Here is a 20649-nt window from a genome sequence, read left to right as displayed (position 1 = left end):
TGATTATTTCGGCAAATGACCTTGCTTCAGCCGTCCGACCGCCCGCTCGCAGTCACCTATCTGATCCTGCCCGAGTCCTCTCTGATGTCGGTGGCCTCGGCTCTCGATCCGCTGCGGGCCGCCAACCGCATGGCCAAGCGCGCGCTCTTCGGGTGGCAGATTGCCAGCTTCGACGGCGGCCCCCTGCGCACCACCTGCGGCGTGGAAGTTCCGGCCGACCTTCGGCTGTCGGCCGCCACCGGCGGAGACCTCCTCGTCGTGGTCGGCGGCTTCAACCATGACCGTCACGTCGGAAAGCCGGAGCGGCTGATGCTGCGCCGCTGTGCCCGCCGCTACGGCGCGCTGGCGGCGGTGGAAACGGGAAGCTGGGTGCTGGCCCGCGCCGGCCTGCTGGACAACAGGGCGGCGACCATCCATTGGGAAACCCTGGAGGACTTTCAGGCAGAGTTTCCCTTTGTCGAGGTGAAGCCGGATCGCTTCGTCGTCGACGGCGAGATCCTCACCGCCGGCGGAGCGTCTCCCACCTTCGATCTGATGCTGCACATCATCCGGGAGCGTTACGGCTACCCTCTGGCCCTGGAGGTGGCCAGCGCCTTCATCTACGAGGGCACCAAGACCGCGGCCGAGGCGCAGCATCTGGTCGCGCTCGGTCGCCTCAGCGGCGACGAGCCGCGGGTAGCCGAAGCGATCCGCCTGATGGAAAGCCATCTGGACGAGCCCCTGACCGTCGCCGCCATCGCGCGGCGGCTGGGGATGTCGGCGCGGACGCTGGACACCCTGTTTCAACGGGCTCTGGGCAGCACGCCGGGCCGCTTCTATCTGCGCCTCAGGCTGCAGGCGGCGCGGCGGCTGGTTCTGGATACCCGTTTGCCCATGCAGGAGATCGCCCTGCGCGCCGGCTTCGGCTCGCTGGCGGCCTTCTCCCGCAGCTTCAAGGCCAGCTTCCGGGTCAGCCCGCGGCACTATCGGCAAGCCGCTCTCGGCGAGAGCCCGGGCGCAGCAGGAACAGCGAGCAGCTAGGTCGTGGCTCCTTCGACGAACTCGAAGCCGGCGTCGGTCACTCGGGGTGTCTTCTTGCCGTTCAGGCGGTCGAGAATCCGTTTGGCGCTGAGCCGGCCCATGCGGTAGCGCGGGGAGCGCACGGTGGTGAGCGGCAGGGGCATCGACTGGCCCAGCTCCAGGCCGCTGAAACTGGCGATGGCCACCGACTGTGGGACCGCTATGCCCTTGGCCAGGCAGTACATCAGGGCGCCGCTGGCCACGGCGTCGTTTGAGGTATAGACGGCTTCGATCTGTGAGGACTGGGCCAGCAGATCGGCCATGTGCTTGCGGCCGAGGCCGACGCTGGAGGCTTCGTCGACGGTGAGCTTGGCGATCATCGCGCCGCCGCCCTGGCGGACGGTCTCGACGAAGCCCTTGAAGCGCTTGCTGGCCGCCAGGTCGGTTTCCAGATCGCAGCCCAGATAGGCGAAGCGGCGATAGCCCTTGTCCAGGAGCCGTGTTGCCGTCACCGCCCCGGCCTTGCGGTGGTTGAGACCGACGCACATGTCGATGGGATTCCGGGTCAACTCCATGACCTCGACCACCGGCGCCGGCGTGGCGGTGAGCAGGCTGACGACATCGGGGTGGTGGTAGGCGTTGGTGATGACGATGCCTGCCGGCCGCCAGGAAATCATCGCCGTCACCAGTTTGGCCTCGCGCTCCAGGTCGTATTCCGATACGCCGATCACCGCCTGATAGCCGGCGGAGTCCAGGGCGTCGGTGACTCCGGCCAGCAGTTCAGGGAAGACGATGTTGCGCAGCGAGGGAATGACCACGGCGAGCTGCATCGACTTGGCCGAAGCCAGGGCCCCGGCGAGCCGGTTGGGCACATAGCCCAGGGTCTTCACCGCGTCCAGCACGCGGGTGCGTGTCTTCTGCGAGACGTTGGTCTTGCCGCGCAGCACCCGCGAGACGGTCATCTCGCTGACACTGGCGGTCTTGGCCACCTCACTCAGCGTACCGGTGCCGCTGGAGAGCCGCTTGCCGGTCCGCGCCTCTGCCTGCCGTCTAGCCATCTTTCCCCGTGGCCTTGGCCGAAAATGTTAGCGTATGACATTTTTGCGTTGCTGTGCTACAAGAAAGCTTGTTAGCTTGAAGGAAAGGGGCCGCGGCAAGCCGGTTCCGCAACTGGGAGGAACGCTGACCATGTCCGGAGTGATGCTGCGGCAGGTGGTCAAAGCCTACGGCCCCATCGTGGTCATCCCCGAGTTGGATCTGAGCATCGCCGAGGGCGAGTTCGTGGTCATCGTCGGCCCTTCGGGCTGCGGCAAGTCGACGACCCTGCGGATGATCGCAGGGCTGGAGACCGTCTCCGGCGGCAGCATCTTCATCGCCGACAAGGACGTGACCTACGCGCCGCCCAAGGCGCGCGACATCGCCATGGTCTTCCAGTCCTACGCGCTCTATCCCCACATGAACGTGGCCGGGAACATGTCCTTCGCCTTGCGCCTGGCGGGAACGCCGAAGGCGGAGATCGAGGAGCGGGTGCGCCGCGCCGCCGACATGCTGGAGCTGACGCCCTACCTCGACCGCAAGCCGAAAGACCTCTCCGGCGGCCAGCGCCAGCGCGTCGCCATGGGGCGGTCCATCGTCCGCGACGCCTATTGCTTCCTCTTCGACGAGCCGCTGTCCAACCTGGACGCCAAGCTGCGCGCGACCATGCGCACCGAACTGGCGCTGCTGCACAAGCGCCTGGAGCGCACCATGGTCTATGTGACCCACGATCAGATCGAGGCCATGACCATGGCCGACCGCATCGTGATCATGGACAAGGGCATCATCCAGCAGGTCGGCACGCCGCGGGAGGTCTACACCGCGCCGGAGAATCTCTTCGTCGCCGGCTTCATCGGCTCGCCGTCGATGAACCTCCTGCAGGGCGAGATCGCCGATCAGGCCGGCGACCTGCGGGTGCGCGGCGCCGGTTTCGACCTGCCGATTCCTCAGCGCATGAAGACTCGCGCCACCGGTGCCCGGAGCCGCGACGTGGTGGTCGGCCTGCGCCCCGAGCACTTCTCGGCCAGCGACTCCGGCGACGGGGACCTGGCGCCGATCCGCCTGGAGGTGGACGTGGCCGAGTACATCGGCTCGAGCCAGTTCCTGGCGGCCATGGTGGGTGAGGAGCATGTCACCGCCTCGGTGGATGTCGGCCCCGATGCCGCGCCGCTGGCCTCCGGCGACTATTTCTTCGATGCCGACCGGCTTTACCTCTTCGACCGCGCCAGCGGTCAGGCCCTGTGACACAAGTGCCCGGCGGATGGCGGGCTGGAACAAGAACCTTGGATGGGAGGATGCAATGAAGACATGGATCGCTTTGGCGGCCGCACCCCTTGCCGCCGCGGCACTGGGGACCGCTCTCTTGGCTGGGCCCGCCGCGGCCAATCCCTATGAGAAGTACGAGGGCACGACCATCGTCGTTTCCTGGCCGGCCCTCAGCCACTTCCAGAAGGCCGAGACCCTGGTCGAGGAGTTCATGGAGGAGACCGGCATCGAGGTGGAGATCGACGCGCTGCAGTATCTCAAGCTGCGCGACCGACAGATCCTGGAGATGTCCAAGGAAGAGGGCGAATACGACGTCGTCTCCTGGGTCGTGATGTGGAAGGGCGAGTACGTCTCCAAGGGCCTCTTGACGCCCCTTAGCCAGATGTTCACCAACGGCGCGCTGGTCGACCCGCAGTACGACATCGACGATATTGCCGATGCCTACCTGCAGAACGGCGGCGTGGTCGGCGGCAAGAAGGGCTACATGCCCGGCAAGTCGGGCGGCCTCTACGGCATTCCCTTCGGCGCCGAGACCTCGATCCTGGCCTACCGCAAGGACCTGCTGGAGCAGGCCGGCATCGAGCCGCCGCAGACCTATGACGAACTGCGCGCGGCTCTTCCGATGATCAAGGAAAAGACCGGCGTCGGCGCCCTCACCTCCCGCGGCAAGACCGGCCATCAGGTGACCGCCGGCTGGCTGCTGCACCTGGCGCCCCTGGGCGGCAAGATCTTCGACGACGAATGGAACCCGGTGTTCAACAACGCCGCCGGCGTGGAAGCGGCGCAGATCATGCGCGAGATCGCCCAGACCGGCCCTACGGGCATCTCCTCCTACGGCTTCTCCGAAGCCTCGGCCGCCTTCCTGCAGGGCGATGCGGCGATGTACATCGACACCCTGAAAATCGCCGCCATGTCCCGCGATCCCAAGCTCTCCAAGATCGACGGCAAGGTGGGCTTCGCGCTGCACCCCGTCGGCTCGCGCTGCGGGTCTGAGACCGGCGGCTTCGCGGTGGGCATCCCGGCCAACAGCCTGAACAAGGAAGCGGCCTTCCTGTTCATCCAGTACATCACCTCCAAGGCCGGCGACAAGCGCATGGTGGAACTGGGCGGCGATCCGATCCGGCTCTCGACCATCAAGCACTTCGCCGACCAGTTTCCGGAGTATCCGGTGGTGGCCGAGCAGCTTCCCTGCGCCGATCCGGACTGGCGTCCGCTGATCCCGGAGTGGAACGAGCTGAACATCGACGTGCTGGGCCAGGCCCTCACCGAGGTGATCACCACCGACAAGCCGATCCAGCCGATCATGGACGCGGCGGCCGAGAAGGCCCGGGCGATCATGGAGCGCGAAGGCTACTACGGCTGGGCCAAGTACCGGCAGTAGAGCCGGCGCTCGGTTCGAGCGGAGGGGCCCGCCGCGGCCCCTCCGTTTCGTGACCCGGCATCGAGGAGGCCATGGCTGAGAGCACCACAGCCCGCATGCAGGAGAATCTGCCGCAGCAGGCGCAGCCGCGTTTCGACTCGCGCGCGCTGACGCCCTATTTCTTCATCCTGCCGGCGGTTCTGGTGATGATGGCGGGGCTGCTCTACCCCGTGATCGATGCCTTCTATCTTTCCTTCTACGACTGGAAGATCGGCACACCTTTCTCCAAGGCGGACAACGTTGGCCTGGACAACTATGTGCGCATGCTGGGCGACCCCGATGTCTGGGAATCCATCTGGGTCACCTTCCGCTTCGGCTTCTGGACCATCACCATCGAAATGGCGCTGGGGGTGGCGCTGGCGCTGATGCTGGAGAAACCGATCCGCGGCGCCAGCGTCTTCCGCACCATCTTCATCCTGCCGCTGATGGTCTCGCCGGTGGTGGTCGGCCTGATCTGGCGCTATCTCTTCGACGCCCGGGTCGGCTGGATCAACTTCTATCTCGTCCAGTGGTTCGGCATCGAACCGCAGGTCTGGCTGGGTGACGCGGATCTCGCCTTCTTCGCCATCGTCTTCACCGATATCTGGCAGTGGACGCCCTTCATTTTCATCATCGTCATCGCCGGTCTGCAGGCCCTGCCGTCGGAGGTGCTGGAGGCTTCGCGCATCGACGGCGCCAACTGGTGGCAGCAGATCTTCCTTGTGAAGCTGCCGATGATCCGTTCGATCCTGGTGATCGCCCTGCTGATGCGCCTGATCGACGTCTTCCGCGCGCTGGAGGTGATGTACATCATGACCGGCGGCGGGCCCGGGCGGGCGACCGAACTGTTGTCCCTGCATATCTACAACCGCGCCTTCGATGCGCAACTGCTGGGCTATGCCTCGGCGATCTCGGTGCTGCTTATCGTCATCGTCTTCCTGCTGAGCCTCGGCATTCTGGTCATCACCAATCCGATGAAGGACAAGTCAGATGTCTAACGGCCGCCTCGACAGCGCAAGCAAGGTTTGGATGCACTACGGCGGCCTGATCATCCTGGCCGCCATCTGTCTGATGCCGATCTGGGTGATGATCTCCACCTCGTTGAAGAACGAGGTGCTGATCTTCGACGGTACTCCGGTCTGGTTCTTCTTCTTTCCCACGATGGAGAACTACGAGTACATCCTGACCCGCGGCAAGTTCGACCGCTATCTGACCAACTCCATCATCGTCGCCACCCTTTCCACTTTCCTGACGCTGTTTCTCGGCGGGCTCTGCGCCTATGCCCTGGCGCGCACCGAGTTCCGGGGGCGGCGCTTCGTCGCCAACGCCACCCTGCTGGTGCGCATGGTGCCCCCGGCGGTGCTCGCGGTGCCCGCGTTCGCCATGGTCGCCACCTTCAGCCTCAACAACGACCTGGCGGTGCTGACATTTTTCTACACCGCCCTCAACCTGCCCTTCGCCATCTGGCTCTTGTTCGGCTTCTATAAGCAGATTCCGGTGGAGCTGGAGGAAGCGGCCATCGTCGACGGCGCCTCGCCGCTTCAGGTCTTCTTCCGGGTGCTGCTGCCGCTGATGAAGTCGGGCTACGCGGTGGCCGGGATCTTCGCCTTCCGAATCGCCTGGAACGAGTTCATCCTGGCGCTGCTACTGACCGGGCGAAAGACCCGCACCCTGCCGGTGGGCGCCGCCGGCTTCATCACCGACACTGGCGTGGAGTGGGGGCGCATCATGGCCATGGGCACCCTGATCGTCATCCCGCCACTGCTGTTCACCTTCTTCGCCGCACGGCAGATCATCGCCGGGATGACCGCCGGCGCGGTGAAGGGCTGAGCCTCTCGGCAGGCCGGGACCGCTTCGACGGCAGTCGAAACAAGCCTACAAGCAGGCTGTGATGCCGCCGTCGACGTAGAGGATGTGGCCGTTGACGAAGCTGGAGGCATCGGCGCTCAAGAAGATCGCAGCGCCCACCAGTTCCTCGACGTCGCCCCAGCGGCCAGCCGGGGTGCGGTTGGTGAGCCAGCCCGTGAAGGCTTCGTCGGCGACCAGCGCGGAGGTCAACTCGGTCTTGAAGTAGCCCGGCGCCAGGGCGTTGATCTGCAGGCCGTGCTTGGCCCAGTCGGTGGCCATGCCCTTGGTCAGGTTGGCGACCGCCCCCTTGGAGGCGGTGTAGGGCGCAATGGAGGGGCGCGCCAGCGCCGACTGGACCGAGCAGATGTTGACGATCTTGCCCCGGCCCCGCGCGATCATGTGACGGCCCACGGCCTGTCCGACATTGAAGACCGAGGAGATGTTGGTCTTCATCATGAACTCGAAGTCCTCGGCCTCGAAGTCCTCCAGCGGGCGCCGGTTCTGGAGCCCTGCGTTGTTGATCAGGATGTCGATGGGCCCGACGGAGGCTTCGAAACCGTCGACGGCGGCCTTGGCCGCCCCGTGGTCGGTGACGTCGAAGGGCAGTTGATGCACAGTGGCGCCCTCGGTCTCCAGCTTGTCCGCGGCCTCCGCCAGCCGGCTTTGATTGCGGCCGTTGAGGATCAGTTCGGCCCCGGCGCCGGCCAGTCCCCGGGCCAGGGCGAAGCCGATGCCCTGGCTGGACCCGGTGATGAGGCAGCGGCGGCCGGTCAGATCGAAAAGCGACGAAGCGTTCATGGGGATTGCATCCGGTATCTGCGGGGGTGGGCCTTTCACAAGGCCGGGAGGCGATTTTCAAATGAGGTTGTTGTCGATAAGATCGAGGCAGTCAATGACCAAGCGCCCGGCTCCTCGATTTGGAGACCGGAACCCGCGGTGAGGGACCGAAGTCCCCTCCGATGCGGTTGACCAGAGACAGCGGCGGAAAGGCAAAGCCATGCGCGCACTCGTGATCCATGCCCCCAAGGACCTGCGCACCGAGGACTGGCAGGACGAAGCCCCCGGCGAGGGCCAGGTGCTGATCCGCACGGAAGCCGGCGGCATCTGCGGTTCCGACCTGCACTACTACAACCACGGCGGCTTCGGCCCGGTGAAGATCAAGGAACCCATGGTGCTGGGCCATGAGGTTTCCGGCCGGGTCGCGGAGCTCGGGTCCGGCGTGGAGGGCCTGTCGGTCGGCGATCTGGTGTCGATCAATCCCTCGCGGCCCTGCGGGTCCTGCGCCTACTGCCTGGAGGGCGCCCCGAACCACTGCCTCAACATGCGCTTCTACGGCTCGGCCATGCCCTTTCCGCACATTCAGGGCGCCTTTCGCCAGGCCCTGGTGGCCGATGCGGCGCAGTGCGTGAAGGCCGACGGGCTGACGGCGGGCGAGGCGGCCATGGCCGAACCGCTGTCGGTGGCGCTCCACGCCACGCGGCGGGCCGGCGATCTGCTGGGCAAGCGGGTCCTGGTGACCGGCTGCGGGCCCATCGGCGTGCTGGCGGTGCTGAGCGCCCGGCGTGCGGGCGCGGCGGAGATCGTCGCCACAGACCTGGAGGACAAGGCGCTCTCCCACGCCGCCAAGTCCGGTGCCGACCGCACCATCAACGTGGTCTCCGAGCCCGATGGCCTCGGCGACTACGCCGGCGGCAAGGGTTACTTCGACGTGCTCTACGAGGCCTCCGGCGCGCAGCCGGCCCTGGTCTCGGCCCTGGCGGTGATGCGCCCGCGCGGCGTGGTGGTGCAGCTCGGCATGGGCGGCGACATGACCCTGCCGATGATGCAGATCACCGGCAAGGAGCTGGAGCTGCGCGGCTCCTTCCGCTTCCACGAGGAGTTCTTCCTGGCGGTGGAACTGATGTCCAAGGGCCTGATCGACGTGAAGCCGCTGATCACCCACACCCTCGGCATTGACGACGCCATCGAGGCCTTCGAACTCGCCGGCGACCGCTCCCAGGTCATGAAGGCGCAGATCGCCTTCGCGTAGTCTCTTAAGACGGAATCTCAGTTCCGTCCCAGGCGAAGACCTTGCCGCTGTCCGCGGGCGTCAGGGCGTCGAGGACGTCCAACAGGTGGCCGGCGGAGCGTTCGGGCGCGAACAGCTTGTCGTCCGCCACACCGCCCTGGAAGGGCTCGGAGAGGGCGCTGTCCACGGTTCCGGGGTGCAGGCCGACGCAGAGCGTCTGCTTGCGGTTGCGCGCCACCTCGATGGCCAAACAGCGGATCATCATGTTGAGCGCCGCCTTGGCTGCGCGGTAGCCGTACCAGCCACCGAGCCGATTGTCGCCGATGCTGCCGACCCGGGCGGAGAGGGCGGCGAAGACGGCCTTTCGGTCACGCGCCAGCAGCGGCAGGAAGTGCCGGGCGACCAGAGCCGGGCCGATGGTGTTGACCTGGAAGGCGCGGGCCAGGGGCTCGCCTGCCAGCATGCGATAGCTCTTCTCCGGCTGCAGATCGGGCCCCTCGTGGAGGAGGCCGCTGGCGACGATGACCAGATCGAGGGGACCGCCCGCGCGGGTGCTTTCGGCGGCCGCGATGATGGAGGTCTCGTCATCGTAGTCGAGGGGACCGGCGATCACCTTGTTCCCGCCGGCAAGGGGGCTGCGCGAAAAGGCGTAAACCTGGGTAACAGAGGGTTGGGCCTGCAGGTGCCCGACGAAGGCCCCGCCGATACTGCCCGAGGCACCGATGACCGCGGCTCTCAAAGGCGGGGTGAAACTCTTCAGTCTGGTCATTTCGTCGTGAGCCGGGCCGGGAGAGCGTGGGGCGGTCTTGGGAACCGCTCCAGAAGAGCTATATTGTAGGGAGCAGAAGGAAAGGGCGGCCCGCCGCCCCGGACAGCCGACCGAGGGGAGAAGCCCGATGAGCGAAGGCTACAAGAAGACCCAGGACGCCGTGGCGCGCCTGACCGAGGAGCAGTTCGCGGTCACCCAGCGCGACGCCACCGAGCGCCCTTTTCAGAACGCCTACTGGGACAACAAGGCCGCTGGTCTCTACGTGGACGTGGTCTCCGGCGAGCCGTTGTTCCTCTCCAGCGACAAGTACGACTCCGGCAGCGGCTGGCCGAGCTTCGTGCGGCCCGCCGAAGCGGACAACGTCGTAGAGAAGAGCGACACCAGCCACAGCATGATCCGCACCGAGGTGCGCTCCAGGCACGGCGACAGCCACCTGGGCCATGTCTTCCCCGACGGCCCGGCCCCGACGGGCCTGCGCTACTGCATCAACTCGGCGGCCATGCGGTTCATTCCGCTGGCCGAACTGGAGGCGGCGGGCTACGGCGCCTACAGAGACCTCATCGATCCGCCGAAGCGGGCCTCCGCCGAGGCCAGGACGGTGCTGGCCGGCGGCTGCTTCTGGGGCATGCAGGACCTCTTCCGCCAACTCCCCGGCGTGATTTCCACGCGGGTCGGCTACACCGGCGGCGATCTCGACGATCCCCAATACCGCCACGTCAAGACCGGGACCACCGGCCATGCCGAAGCCTTGGAGATCGTTTACGATTCGGGCCGGATCAGCTACCGCGACCTGCTGGAGTTCTTTTTCCAGATCCACGACCCGACCACGGCGAACCGCCAGGGCAATGACGTCGGCACACAATACCGCTCGGCCATCTTCGTGGCTTCTCAGGAGGAGGCCGACACGGCGGCCAAGGTGATCGCGGCCATCGAGGCCTCCGGCCTCTGGCCGGGCCGGATCGTGACCGAGGTGGTGCCGTCGCGGCCCTTCTATGAGGCGGAGCCGGAGCACCAGGACTATCTGGAGCGCTACCCCCAGGGCTATACCTGCCACTTCATCCGGCCCACTTGGCGTCTGCCGCGCAACGAAGTGGCGTGACGGTGGCAAGCTCACAGCAACGGTGATAGGGTCCGCCCCCCGCAGCAAACGACGGGCAGGTTTATGTCGATCGTCACCACCATCGAAGAGCTGGAACGCGTCTATGGCGTTCCCGGCGAAGCCTCCACGGTCAAGGAGGTGGACTTCATCACCCCGGAGTACCGCCGGCTGATCGAGGTCTCGCCCTTCGCGGCGCTGGCCACCGTGGGGCCGGAAGGCATCGACTGCTCGCCGCGGGGCGACCGGGCCGGTTTCGTGCGCATCCACGACGAACGCACCCTGATGCTGCCGGACCGGCGCGGCAACAACCGTGTCGATTCCCTGCGCAACGTGGTGCGCGATCCGCGGGTGGCGCTGCTGTTCCTGATCCCCGGCGCCGGCACCGCGCTGCGGGTCAACGGCCGCGCCCATGTCAGCGTCGATCCTGAGCTGCTGGGCTCCTTCGCCGTCGACGGCAAGGCGCCGCGCTCGGTGCTGGTGATGACGGTGGAGGCCATCTACTTCCAGTGCGCCCGGGCCATCGTGCGCTCCGAGCTCTGGAACCCCGCACGCCACGTCGACCGCAAGACCCTGCCGACACCGGGGCAGATCCTGGCTTCCCTCAGCGAGGACAGGGTCGGCGGCAAGGCCTACGACGACGCCTGGGAAGAGCGCGCCCAAAAGACCCTCTGGTAGCGGTTTCGACGTCCTGCTCTAGCAGGTTGATGATTGACCTCGCGCTTCGAGACACCGGCTTCGCCGGTTCCTCAGCATGAGGTCAATCAATCCAACACCTTGCCTCACCCTGAGGAGCGGTTCGTAGAACCGCGTCTCGAAGGGTGTTCTGCTTCATACAGCGACTTCTTCAACAAGCTGCTAGGCGGGCCTTGCGGCCGGCCCCGTAGATCCGCGGACCACCAGTTCTGCCGGCAGTTCGCTGTGGCGGTTCGGCGCCTCGCCGTCGCCCTGGTCGGCAGTCAGGTAGGCAGCGGCCAGGCGGCCCATGTCCAGCAGGGGCGCGTGAACGGTGGTGAGGCCCGGCGCGATCTCCCGCGCCAGGTCCAGGTCGTCGAAGCCGGTGATGGAGAGCGCGCCGGGCACGGCGAGACCCATGGCCTGGGCTTCCAGGAGCACGCCCAGCGCCAGCACGTCGTTGCCGCAGACGATGGCCGTCGGCGGCTCGGGCAGGGCGAGGAGTCTGCGCAGGGCATCGCGTCCCGCGTCGATCCCGTAAGGCTTTTCCAGAACCCGTTCGGCCGGCAGGGCGAGGGCGCGCCGCTCCAGAGCCAGGCGGGTGCCCCTGATGCGCTCCTCCGCGCGGTCGTTGCCTTCAGCGATGCCGCCGACCATGGCAAAGGCGCGGTGGCCCAGGTCGTGCAGATAGCCGACCACCCGTTCCATGGCGCCGACATTGTCGAAGCCGATGGTCGGATGGCGGGAGCGCGGGTGGTGGACGTAGGTGTTGACGTAGCGGATGCCGCGCTTCTCCAGCAGGCTGTAGATCGCCGGATCGCGCTGCTCGCCGGTCAGCATCAGGCCGTCGATCCCGCGCACGATGAGGTTTTCGATCTGGCTCTGCTCACGTTCGGGGCGGTAGTCCGAGGACGCGAGAAGCAGAGTTCGGCCCCGGGCGTCCAACTCGTCCTGCAGGGTCTGGGCCACCTTGGCGAAGATCGCGTTGTCGAGGGTCGGGATGACGGCGCCGATGGTGTTGGTGCGTTTGGAGGCCAGCGCCCGCGCGGCGCCGTGCGGGCGGTAGCCGGTCGTGCGGATGGCATCACGCACCCGCTCACGCAGCCCCGGGCGGACCTTGTCCGGCGCACTGAGACAGCGCGAGACCGTCGCGGTCGACACCCCGGCGTGGCGGGCGACATCGTCCAGAGTGGGTCGGCGAATTGACGGACTTTGCAAGCGCTTGCCCAGGTTTCGGTTGGACGTTGGCGGGCGAAACTGCCCTCGTGGTCAATCCTTACATTAGCAAACTTGAGGCTTCGAAGCGACAGTCTCAATAGCCGGGTCCCTTGACTCCGAGTCTCAATAAGCGCATGCTTCATGAAAATGTAAGCGCTTGCAAACGAGAACAACGGAGAGCAAGCATGGGGAGGATCTGGAAAGACAAGCAACTGCTGGCGGCCGCCGTGCTGTTCGCTGTCTTCATTGCCAATGTCGTCATCGGAAAGATCGCAGTGCTGGGCGGGGCGACCACCGTGCCCGGACTGGGCGATGTCGGCGAGTTCCTGGTTCTCTTCGCCGCCGTGGTGCTGTTCATCGCCGTCTGCTTGCGGCGCGAGGCGGCGGCGGAGCACGAAGCCAAAAACGAACCCAAGGAAAAGGGAGACGGGGATGTCCAGTAAATCGGAAAAGTCGGAACTGCAGTCGATGGAGCGGCGCCGGTTCTTTGAGATCTCGGCCAAGTACGGCTTTACCGCCGCGGTGGTTGCCGGTGCCAGCGGGGCCCTTCTCAGCAGCGAAGCGGCGGCCCAGACCGCCAAGGAGGAGAAGGAACGGCAAAGAGCGGCCGAGCACGCTATGACGGTCGCGACCGCCTACATCCTCGGCGCGTCTCGCAGCTACCCGATCATGCAGCTGGACTTCAAGGAAAACGTCCAGAATGCGACCGGTGGCAAGATCTATGTGAAACTGGCACCGGGCGGTCAGCTCGGCGCCGGCGGTGCGCTGGCTCAGAAGGTGCAGAACGGCACGATTCAGGCGGCCCAGCATTCCCTGTCCAACTTCGCGCCCTTCGCGCCGGTCGTCGACCTGATCAACCTGCCCTACTTCTGCGGCGCCAATCAGAAGTTTGTCAACCTGGTCAATTCGTCAGCCTGGAAGTCGGAAGTCGACCCCCTGGTCGAGGCCAAAGGCTTCAAAGCGCTGTGGTATGTCGTCATCGACCCGCGGGTGGTGGCCATGCGCAAGGGCGGCAAGGGCCCGATCAAGACGCCGGGCGACCTTTCCGGCGTCAAGTTCCGGGTGCCGGGATCGAAGATGCTGCAGCAGTACTACCGCATGATCGGCGCCAATCCGACGCCGGTGGCCTGGGGCGAGACGCCTTCGGCCATCAAGCAGGGCGTGGCCGATGCCCTAGACCCCGCCGTCGGCGCCCTCCATGTCTTCGGCTTCAAGGACATCCTCTCCTGGGTCACCTTCTCCCAGGCGGTGCCGGACAGCCAGGTCTATTCCTGCAATCTCGAATGGTTCAACAGCCTGCCGGGCGATGTGAAGGAGGGCGTGCTCTTCGCCTCCGAGATCACCGCGCAGCAGAACCTCGCCAAGGTTCCCGCCGCCCGCAACTACGCCATGGCGGAGATGGGCAAGGCGGGTGTTCAGTTCTATTCGCCGAGCAGCAGCGAGCTCGACGAATGGGCGGCCGCCGGCGGCTACCAGCGCAGCGAGTGGGACGGCTTCAAGAAGGAACTCGCCGGGTCCCTTGCGACCTTCGGCAAGCTGGAGGAAGCGGCCAACGACCAAGGCCGCCTCTACGTCCACGACGCCTGAGGCCGGATCGTTGTAGGCCCTGCCGGGAGGGTAACGGGCCCTCCCGGCAGTCCACAGAACTGCTCAAAGAACCGGGCGCCGCCAGGCTTCGGCCTTGGCTGCGTCAACCGGAAGAGGCGTGCCCATGAGCGAGAACACGGGTTTCTGGAAAAAGCTGGACGATAACGCCGAGCGCTGGCTGCTGCTGGTGTTCTATGCGCTCATCGTCGCCACCATCGTGGTCGAAGTGGTGCGCCGTTTCGCGCTTTCCTATTCCTCGATCTGGGGCGAGGAGATCGCCCGCTACGCCTTCATCTATCTGGCCTGGGTGGGCGCCTCCGCGGCGGTGAAGGACCGGGCCCACATCCGCATTGATGTGATCATCCACATGCTCTCCCAGCGCGCCCGGGCGGCGGTCTATCTCTTCGGCGATGTCTGCATGCTCGCGGTTGCTGTCTTGGCCGTCTACACCGCGCTGGAGTCGATCGAGATCTCCTATCGCTTCGGCTCGGTCACCCACGGCCTGCGGATCTCTCTGGTCTGGTTCCTGGCCGCGGTTCCCCTCGGATTCAGCCTTATGATCTACCGCCTGCTGCAGTCGATGCGGCGCGACCTCATGGACCTGCGCGCCGGGCGCGGGGTTCACGAGGGCTCGAAGCTGTTCGACGACTGAGGGGCAAGACCATGCTTTGGCAACAACTGCAGGAACAGACGGTCGATCTGGGCTGGGAGTTCTACGGTCCGGTCCTCCTCATGGTCGGTCTGATCGCCTTGGCGGTGCCGGTCTGGGCGGCGCTGGGCATCGGCGCCGTGGCCATGCTGCTAATCACCGATGCCCTGCCGATCTCCCTGATGGGCGAGTCGCTGTTCGACGGCATCGATCACTTCGCGCTGATCGCTGTCCCGCTGTTCGTTCTGACCGGCGACGTGCTGGTGCGCACCGGGCTGTCGAACCGTCTTCTGGACGTCGCCGATGCGACGACCGGCGGCTTCCGGGCCGGCCTCGGCACAGCCACCGTGCTCGGCTGCGGGTTCTTCGCATGCATCTCCGGCTCCGATGCCGCAGGGGCGGCGGCGGTCGGCCGCATGACCATCCACAAGCTGGTGGACAAGGGTTACCCGCGGCCCTACGCCTGTGCGCTGGTGGCCTCCGGCGCCTGTACCGGCATCCTCATCCCGCCGTCCATCGCCTACATCATTGTCGGCCTGATCCTCGGCGTCTCCGCTTCCACGCTGTTCCTTGCCGCCGCCATTCCCGGCGTGCTGATCATGCTGTCGATCATGATCACCAACATGATCCTGAACCAGATCCACGGCTATGAGGGAGACACGCAGGGCTTCTCCCTAGCGCGCTGGCGCCGGGCGGTCTGGGACGGGCGCTACGCGCTGCTGGTGCCCTTCATCATCCTCGGCGGGATCTATTCCGGCATCTTCACGCCCACCGAGGCGGCGGCCGTTGCGGTGGCCACGACGATCATTATCGGCATGCTGCAGGGTAGCCTGACCTTGGCCGACTTCCCGAAGATGCTGGTCAGTTCGGCCAAGGTGAATGGTGTCATCCTGCCGATCATCGCCCTTTCCCTGCCGCTGGCCCAAACCCTGGCCGCCTTGCAGGTGCCCCAGGGTTTCGTCTTCGCGATGACCTCCCTGACCGACGAGCCGGCAATCATCATCCTGCTGATGATCGGCATCTTGATCGCCGCCGGCTGTGTCATGGAGACGACGCCGAACATCGTGATCCTGGCGCCCATTCTGCTGCCCCTGGCGCAGGAGATCGGCATGAACGACATCCAGTTCTGCGTCATGATGGTGACCGCCCTGGGTGTCGGCTTCATCACCCCGCCGCTGGGCCTCAATCTCTTCGTCATCTCCGGCATTACCGGGGAATCGGTTTTGAAGATCGCCTGGCGCGCCATTCCCTATGTCTTCGGCATGCTGGTGGTGGTGCTGCTGATCGCCTACGTGCCGGTCATCTCCACCGTCTTCCTCCCCGACATCTACTGATCCCCCGAAAGCTATGAGCCATGGCCATTGAATATCTGAAGAGAGCCCAGAAGACCGCCGCCACCGGCGAGCAGGACGTCCGCGCCACCGTGCAGGCGATCCTCGACGAGATCGAAGCCGGGGGCGAAGACAAGGCGCGCGACTATGCTCGCAAGTTCGATTCCTGGGACGGCGAGATCCTGGTGTCGCCCGAGGTGCGGGCGGCGGCGGAAGCCCGGGTGCCGCAGAAGCTGAAGGACGACATCCGCTTTGCCCACGATCAGGTGCGCCGCTTCGCCGAAGCGCAGCGCGGGGCGCTGCAGGACGCCGAGGTGGAGCTGAGCCCCGGTCTGGTGGCCGGGCATCGCAACATCCCCATGTCGGCGGCCGGCTGCTACGTGCCCGGCGGCCGTTATGCCCATGTGGCCTCCGCCATCATGTCGGTCACCACGGCGAAGACCGCCGGGGTCGAGCACGTCATCGCCTGTTCGCCGCCGAAGCCCGGCGAGGGGGTCAATCCGGCGATCCTCTACACCCTCGATCTCTGCGGCGCCGATTCCGTGCTGGCCCTCGGCGGGGTGCAGGGCGTGGCGGCCATGGCCTTCGGCCTCTTCACCGGCCATGCCGCCGACATTCTGGTGGGGCCGGGCAACCAGTTCGTCGCCGAAGCCAAGCGCATTCTCTACGGGCGGGTCGGCATCGACATGTTCGCCGGGCCTTCGGAGGTCATGGTCATCGCCGATGCCACGGCGGACCCGGAGATCGTCGCCTGGGACCTGGTGGGCCAGGCGGAGCACGGCTACAACTCGCCGGCCTGGCTGATCGCCCTGGACCGGGGCATGGCGGAGCGGGTCGCCGATCTGGTCCCGCAGCTCATCGCCCAACTGCCGGAGGTGAACCGCACCAATGCGGAGGCGGCATGGCGCGACTACGGCGAGATCGCCCTCGCCGATTCCCCTGAGGCCGCTGCTGTGCTCTCCGACGACTATGCCTCCGAACACCTGGAGGTCCACTGCGCCGATCTGGACTGGTGGCTGCAGCGCCTGCGCAACTACGGCTCGCTCTTCCTGGGGGAGGAGACCACGGTGGCCTTCGGCGACAAGACCTCCGGCCCCAACCACATCCTCCCCACCAAGGGCGCGGCCCGCTACACCGGCGGGCTCTCGGTGGGCAAGTTCATGAAGACCGTGACCTGGCAGCGCATGAGCCGCGAGGCGACGAAGGAGATCGGCCAGGTGACGGCGCGGATCTCGCGCCTGGAGGGGATGGAGGCCCATGCCCGGACGGCCGACGTGCGCCTGGAGAAATGGTTTCCGGACGAGGACTTCGATCTGGCCGCGGCGGAATGAGCGGCGGCCGCTTCGATCTTTCCGGACGGATTGCCTGCGTCACCGGGGCCAGTGCCGGGATCGGCAGGGCCATCGCCACGGCCTTCGCCGAGACCGGCGCCACCGTCGTCGGTGTCGCGCGGCGCGAGGCGCAACTCGACGACTGGCGCGGCGCGGTGGAGGCCAGGGACGGCCGGGCCCATGCCTGCGTGGCAGATCTGGCCGACCTGACGACGGTGCCCGAGGCTGCAGAGCGGATCACCGCGGCAGCCGGTGCGCCGGATATTCTGGTGAACGCCGCCGGCCTCAACCCGCGTCAGCAGGCCGACGTAGTGACGGCAGAGGCCTGGCAGAAGACGCTGGATCTCAACCTCTCGGCGCCCTTCTTCCTGGCTCAGGCGCTGGTCCCGGGGATGCGCGCCAAGGGCTGGGGGCGGGTGATCAACATCGCCTCACTGCAGTCCGAGCGCGCCTTTCCCAACGGCATCGCCTATGGCGCCTCCAAGGGCGGCGTGACGCAGTTGACCCGAGCCATGGCGGAGGCCTGGTCGCGCGACGGCATCACCTGCAACGCTCTGGCGCCGGGGTTCTTTCCCACCGAGTTGACATCTGCCGTGTTCGCGGACGAAGAGCGGTCGGCGCGCAATGCCGCCCAGACCTGTATCGGCCGCAACGGCCGCCTGGACGACCTGGTCGGCCCGGCGATCTTTCTCGCATCGCCTGCTTCCGACTATGTTACGGGCCAGATCCTTTTCGTCGACGGCGGCTTCACCGCGAAATAGGGCAGGGACACATGAGGACGTCATGAAAGCGCTCGTCTACACCGCGACCCAGGAGACCGAGTACCGCGACGAACCGGAGCCCGAGCGCGGCCCCGGCGAGGCCCTCGTCGGCATCGAGGCCGTCGGCATCTGCGGCTCCGACATGCATGCCTGGCATGGCCACGACCCCCGGCGCGTGCCGCCGCTGATCCTGGGCCACGAAGCCTGCGGCACCGTACTGGAAGGCGACAACCCCGGGGCGCGGGTGGTGCTCAATCCCCTGGTGAGCTGCGAGACCTGCCGCTTCTGCACCGAGGGGCGCACCAACCTCTGTCCGAACCGCGACCTCATCGGCATGCGCCGGCCCGGCGCCTTCGGTGAACGGATTGCCATTCCCGAACGCAACCTGATTCCGGTGCCGGCGGGCATGGACCCCGCGGCGGCGGCCCTCACCGAACCCTGCGCCACGGCCTGGCATGCCCTGGCGCTGGCGGCGCGGGCCGCCTGGCGGCCGGTGGCGGAGAGCCACGCCCTGGTCATCGGCGGCGGCTCGGTGGGCCTGCTGGGCGGCCTGATCCTGAAAGCCTGGGGCGCCGCGCGGGTGCGTCTGGCGGAGACCAATGCCCTGCGGCGCCAGACGGCGGCGGCCGCGGGTCTCGATGTCTTCGATCCGCTGGCCGAGCCCGCCGAGGCCGCCGGCTTCGACCTGGTCCTCGACGCCGTCGGCATGACGGCGACGCGGCGCGCGGCGGTGGCGGCCGTCGCTCCCGGCGGGGTCATCGCCCATGTCGGCCTGCAGGAGGCCGCCGGCGATTTCGATGCCCGCACCCTGACCCTCTCGGAGATCACCCTGATCGGCGTCTACACCTATACGGAGGTGGACCTGCGCGCCTCCCTGGCCGCCCTCCACGACGGGCGGCTGGGTGCGCTCGAGTGGATCGAACAGCGGCCCCTGGCCGAGGGCGGCCGCGCCTTCGAAGACCTCAATGCCGGACGCAGCGCCGCCGCCAAGGTGATCCTGAGGCCCTGACCCCAACGGCGTCCGTCAAGACTCCGGGGGTGCGCCGCCTTCGCTTGTCCGCCGCGTGACGAAGTCCCGCATCGCTTCCAGCCGCGCCGGGTCCATGGGCGGCGGTTCGAAGTCGCGGAGGATGGACTTCCAGAGCTGGTTGGCCCGCTGGGTCGCGGTCTTGGCGCCGTCTTCGCTCCACTGGCCGAAGTTGCGCCAGTCCGAGACCAGGGGCTCGTAGAAAGCCGACTGATAGCGCTGCATGGTATGCTGGGCGGCGAAGAAGTGACCGCCGGGCGCCACCTCGGCGATGGCATCGAAGCCGATCTCCTCGTCCGAGGCATTCAAGGGGTCCAGCGCCTCGGCCAGGATCTGCAGCATTTCCACATCCAGGATGAACTTCTCCATGGAGGCGGTGAGGCCGCCCTCCAGCCATCCGGCGGAATGGAGCATGAGGTTCACGCCGCCGAGCAGCGAGCCCCAGGCCGACATGAGGAACTCGTAGACCGCCTGCTCGTCCGGAGCGTTGGAGGCGGTGGCTGCGGAGCCGCGCCAGGGCAGGCCGATGTGCCGGGCCAGTTGGCCGGCGCCGAAGGCACCCTTCACGAACTCCGGCGTGCCGAAGGCCGGCGCCCCGGACTTCATGTCCACGTTGGAGGTGAAGGAGCCATAGACCACCGGCGCGCCGGGCCGCACGATCTGGCTGAGGGCGATGCCGGCCAGGGCCTCCGCGTGCTGCAGGGTGAGGGCGCCGGCGATGGTCACCGGCGCCATGGCACCCGACAGGGTGAAGGGCGTGATGACCGCAAGCTGGCCCGCCGCCGCGAAGTCGATGATTCCCTGGCACATGGGAATGTCGAGCTGGCGCGGCGAGTTGGTGTTGATCACGGTGTAGCAGTAGGGCGCCTGGGCAAAGCGCTCCGCGTCGAGGCCGCGTGCCAGGCGCACCAGGTGGAAGCAGTCGCGCACTTGGGGGGTGCCTCTGGAAAAGATGAAGATCGGCTTGTCGCTGAGGCTGAGTTGGCTTTCGCTCACCCGCAGATGGCGCAGGTGAGTGGGCAGGTCCTGGGCCTCCACGTTGACCTGCTGCATGTGGATGACGTCGAAGTGCTGCGACAACTTGATCAGGTTGCGGTGATCTTCGAGGCTGCCGTTGCGCTTGCCGCGGTCGATGTCGGTGATGTGCGGCGGTCCGCCCACGGCGGTAAAGGCGAGGTGCTTGCCGCCGAGGAGCACCCGGCGGTCCGGGGTCGCGCCCTGCAGTTCCACAAGGCCCGGGGCGCTCTCCAGGGCCTGGGCGATCAGCCCGCGGTCGAGGCGGACCATGAGGCTGCTTTCATCGACGGCGGCGCCCGCCTTCCTGAAGTGCTCCCGCGCGCCGGCGTGCAGGACCTTGATCCCCAGTTCCTCCAGGACCCGCAGAGCGGTCTCGTGGATGGCCGCAACGCGGTCGTCTGAGAACGCCGGCTGGTGCAAGAGCGGATTGACCAGTTGGCGGTAGTGCCGGGTTCGCGGGCTGTGGCCGAGGGTGCCTGCCTTATCGCGCCGCTGCCGGGCCGAGCCCCTGCGCCGTCCGCGTGTCGCCCTGTTTTGTGCCTGCGTTCTGTCGGTTGCCGTCATCCCGAGCCTTGTCCGTTGACAAGGAATAAGGCTAGGGCTGGGACTCGGTGACGTCTATGCCATGACCGA

General features: G+C 66.8%; 20 protein-coding genes. 15 read left to right on the top strand and 5 right to left on the bottom strand.

The genetic code is table 11. The features are described from left to right. The first annotated feature begins 15 nt into the window (after positions 1 to 15). Entirely contained in the window at positions 16 to 1020 is a 1005-nt protein-coding gene (locus Q0996_RS09200) for a GlxA family transcriptional regulator (protein WP_299617982.1), read from the top strand. On the opposite strand, the gene Q0996_RS09195 is transcribed toward Q0996_RS09200, so the two are convergent. Beyond that, positions 1017 to 2057: a LacI family DNA-binding transcriptional regulator gene (locus Q0996_RS09195; protein ID WP_299617979.1), complete on the bottom strand. Its 1041-nt coding sequence runs from the start codon at positions 2055 to 2057 to the stop codon at positions 1017 to 1019. The two genes, Q0996_RS09200 and Q0996_RS09195, sit on opposite strands and share 4 nt — an antisense overlap. A 130-nt stretch (positions 2058 to 2187) precedes the next feature. On the opposite strand from Q0996_RS09195, the gene Q0996_RS09190 reads away from it, so the two are divergent. The 4 genes from Q0996_RS09190 to Q0996_RS09175 all read left to right on the top strand — a co-directional run bounded on the left by Q0996_RS09190 (position 2188) and on the right by Q0996_RS09175 (position 6529). Beyond that, positions 2188 to 3279 carry an ABC transporter ATP-binding protein gene (locus tag Q0996_RS09190; protein WP_299617976.1) on the top strand — a complete coding sequence of 364 codons (1092 nt, stop codon included), beginning with the start codon at positions 2188 to 2190 and terminating at the stop codon, positions 3277 to 3279. A gap of 55 nt (positions 3280 to 3334) precedes the next feature. After that, positions 3335 to 4681, top strand: a complete 1347-nt coding sequence (locus Q0996_RS09185) for an extracellular solute-binding protein (RefSeq protein WP_299617972.1) — start codon at positions 3335 to 3337, stop codon at positions 4679 to 4681. A 71-nt stretch (positions 4682 to 4752) separates the two neighbouring features. After that, positions 4753 to 5697, top strand: a complete 945-nt coding sequence (locus Q0996_RS09180) for a carbohydrate ABC transporter permease (RefSeq protein WP_299617969.1) — start codon at positions 4753 to 4755, stop codon at positions 5695 to 5697. Further along, positions 5690 to 6529: a carbohydrate ABC transporter permease gene (locus tag Q0996_RS09175; RefSeq protein WP_299617966.1), complete on the top strand. Its 840-nt coding sequence runs from the start codon at positions 5690 to 5692 to the stop codon at positions 6527 to 6529. The genes Q0996_RS09180 and Q0996_RS09175 overlap by 8 nt, the downstream gene beginning before the upstream one ends. A gap of 45 nt (positions 6530 to 6574) precedes the next feature. Here the strand turns inward: Q0996_RS09175 and Q0996_RS09170 are convergent, their stop codons facing one another. Next, positions 6575 to 7345 carry an SDR family oxidoreductase gene (locus Q0996_RS09170; RefSeq protein ID WP_299617963.1) on the bottom strand — a complete coding sequence of 257 codons (771 nt, stop codon included), beginning with the start codon at positions 7343 to 7345 and terminating at the stop codon, positions 6575 to 6577. 199 nt (positions 7346 to 7544) lie between these two features. Between Q0996_RS09170 and Q0996_RS09165 the strand changes: the two genes are divergently transcribed. Then, entirely contained in the window at positions 7545 to 8576 is a 1032-nt protein-coding gene (locus tag Q0996_RS09165) for an L-idonate 5-dehydrogenase (RefSeq protein ID WP_299617960.1), read from the top strand. 4 nt (positions 8577 to 8580) lie between these two features. Here Q0996_RS09165 and Q0996_RS09160 read toward each other — a convergent pair whose 3' ends face one another. Continuing rightward, the gene (locus Q0996_RS09160) at positions 8581 to 9324 is read right to left on the bottom strand and encodes an SDR family NAD(P)-dependent oxidoreductase (RefSeq protein WP_299617957.1); all 744 of its coding nucleotides are present in this window, start codon (positions 9322 to 9324) and stop codon (positions 8581 to 8583) included. 127 nt (positions 9325 to 9451) lie between these two features. Here Q0996_RS09160 and Q0996_RS09155 point away from each other — a divergent pair, with 127 nt between their 5' ends. Together Q0996_RS09155 and Q0996_RS09150 are read left to right on the top strand one after the other, a co-directional pair. After that, positions 9452 to 10423 (top strand): bifunctional methionine sulfoxide reductase B/A protein, encoded by a 972-nt coding sequence (locus tag Q0996_RS09155; RefSeq protein WP_299617954.1) that lies wholly within the window; start codon positions 9452 to 9454, stop codon positions 10421 to 10423. A gap of 63 nt (positions 10424 to 10486) precedes the next feature. Further along, positions 10487 to 11098, top strand: a complete 612-nt coding sequence (locus Q0996_RS09150; RefSeq protein WP_299617951.1) for a pyridoxamine 5'-phosphate oxidase family protein — start codon at positions 10487 to 10489, stop codon at positions 11096 to 11098. Between the two features lie 180 nt (positions 11099 to 11278). Here the strand turns inward: Q0996_RS09150 and Q0996_RS09145 are convergent, their stop codons facing one another. Then, complete coding sequence (locus Q0996_RS09145; protein ID WP_299617948.1) at positions 11279 to 12313, bottom strand: LacI family DNA-binding transcriptional regulator; 1035 nt, start codon at positions 12311 to 12313, stop codon at positions 11279 to 11281. A gap of 185 nt (positions 12314 to 12498) precedes the next feature. On the opposite strand from Q0996_RS09145, the gene Q0996_RS09140 reads away from it, so the two are divergent. The 7 genes from Q0996_RS09140 (at position 12499) to Q0996_RS09110 (ending at position 18981) form a co-directional block, all read left to right on the top strand. Next, positions 12499 to 12756, top strand: coding sequence for a hypothetical protein (locus Q0996_RS09140; protein WP_299617946.1), 258 nt, complete (start codon positions 12499 to 12501; stop codon positions 12754 to 12756). Further along, positions 12746 to 13900 carry a TRAP transporter substrate-binding protein gene (locus tag Q0996_RS09135; RefSeq protein WP_299617943.1) on the top strand — a complete coding sequence of 385 codons (1155 nt, stop codon included), beginning with the start codon at positions 12746 to 12748 and terminating at the stop codon, positions 13898 to 13900. Before Q0996_RS09140 ends, Q0996_RS09135 begins: the two co-directional genes overlap by 11 nt. A gap of 124 nt (positions 13901 to 14024) precedes the next feature. Continuing rightward, positions 14025 to 14552, top strand: coding sequence for a TRAP transporter small permease (locus Q0996_RS09130; protein ID WP_299617939.1), 528 nt, complete (start codon positions 14025 to 14027; stop codon positions 14550 to 14552). Between the two features lie 11 nt (positions 14553 to 14563). After that, positions 14564 to 15883 (top strand): TRAP transporter large permease, encoded by a 1320-nt coding sequence (locus Q0996_RS09125; protein ID WP_299617936.1) that lies wholly within the window; start codon positions 14564 to 14566, stop codon positions 15881 to 15883. A gap of 20 nt (positions 15884 to 15903) precedes the next feature. Then, positions 15904 to 17211: a histidinol dehydrogenase gene (hisD, locus tag Q0996_RS09120; protein ID WP_299617933.1), complete on the top strand. Its 1308-nt coding sequence runs from the start codon at positions 15904 to 15906 to the stop codon at positions 17209 to 17211. Continuing rightward, a complete protein-coding gene (locus tag Q0996_RS09115; protein WP_299617930.1) occupies positions 17208 to 17972 on the top strand; it encodes an SDR family NAD(P)-dependent oxidoreductase in 765 nt (254 codons plus the stop codon). Before hisD ends, Q0996_RS09115 begins: the two co-directional genes overlap by 4 nt. Before the next feature lie 22 nt (positions 17973 to 17994). After that, entirely contained in the window at positions 17995 to 18981 is a 987-nt protein-coding gene (locus Q0996_RS09110) for an alcohol dehydrogenase catalytic domain-containing protein (protein ID WP_299617928.1), read from the top strand. Positions 18982 to 18996: 15 nt separating this feature from the next. On the opposite strand, the gene Q0996_RS09105 is transcribed toward Q0996_RS09110, so the two are convergent. Then, positions 18997 to 20580, bottom strand: coding sequence for a trimethylamine methyltransferase family protein (locus tag Q0996_RS09105; protein ID WP_299617925.1), 1584 nt, complete (start codon positions 20578 to 20580; stop codon positions 18997 to 18999). Positions 20581 to 20649: the final 69 nt, after the last annotated feature.

It is taken from the genome of Pelagibius sp., assembly GCF_028289705.1.
In the GTDB taxonomy this organism is placed as follows: Bacteria; Pseudomonadota; Alphaproteobacteria; order Kiloniellales; family Kiloniellaceae; genus Pelagibius.
This window is presented reverse-complemented; position numbering and strand designations above follow the sequence as displayed.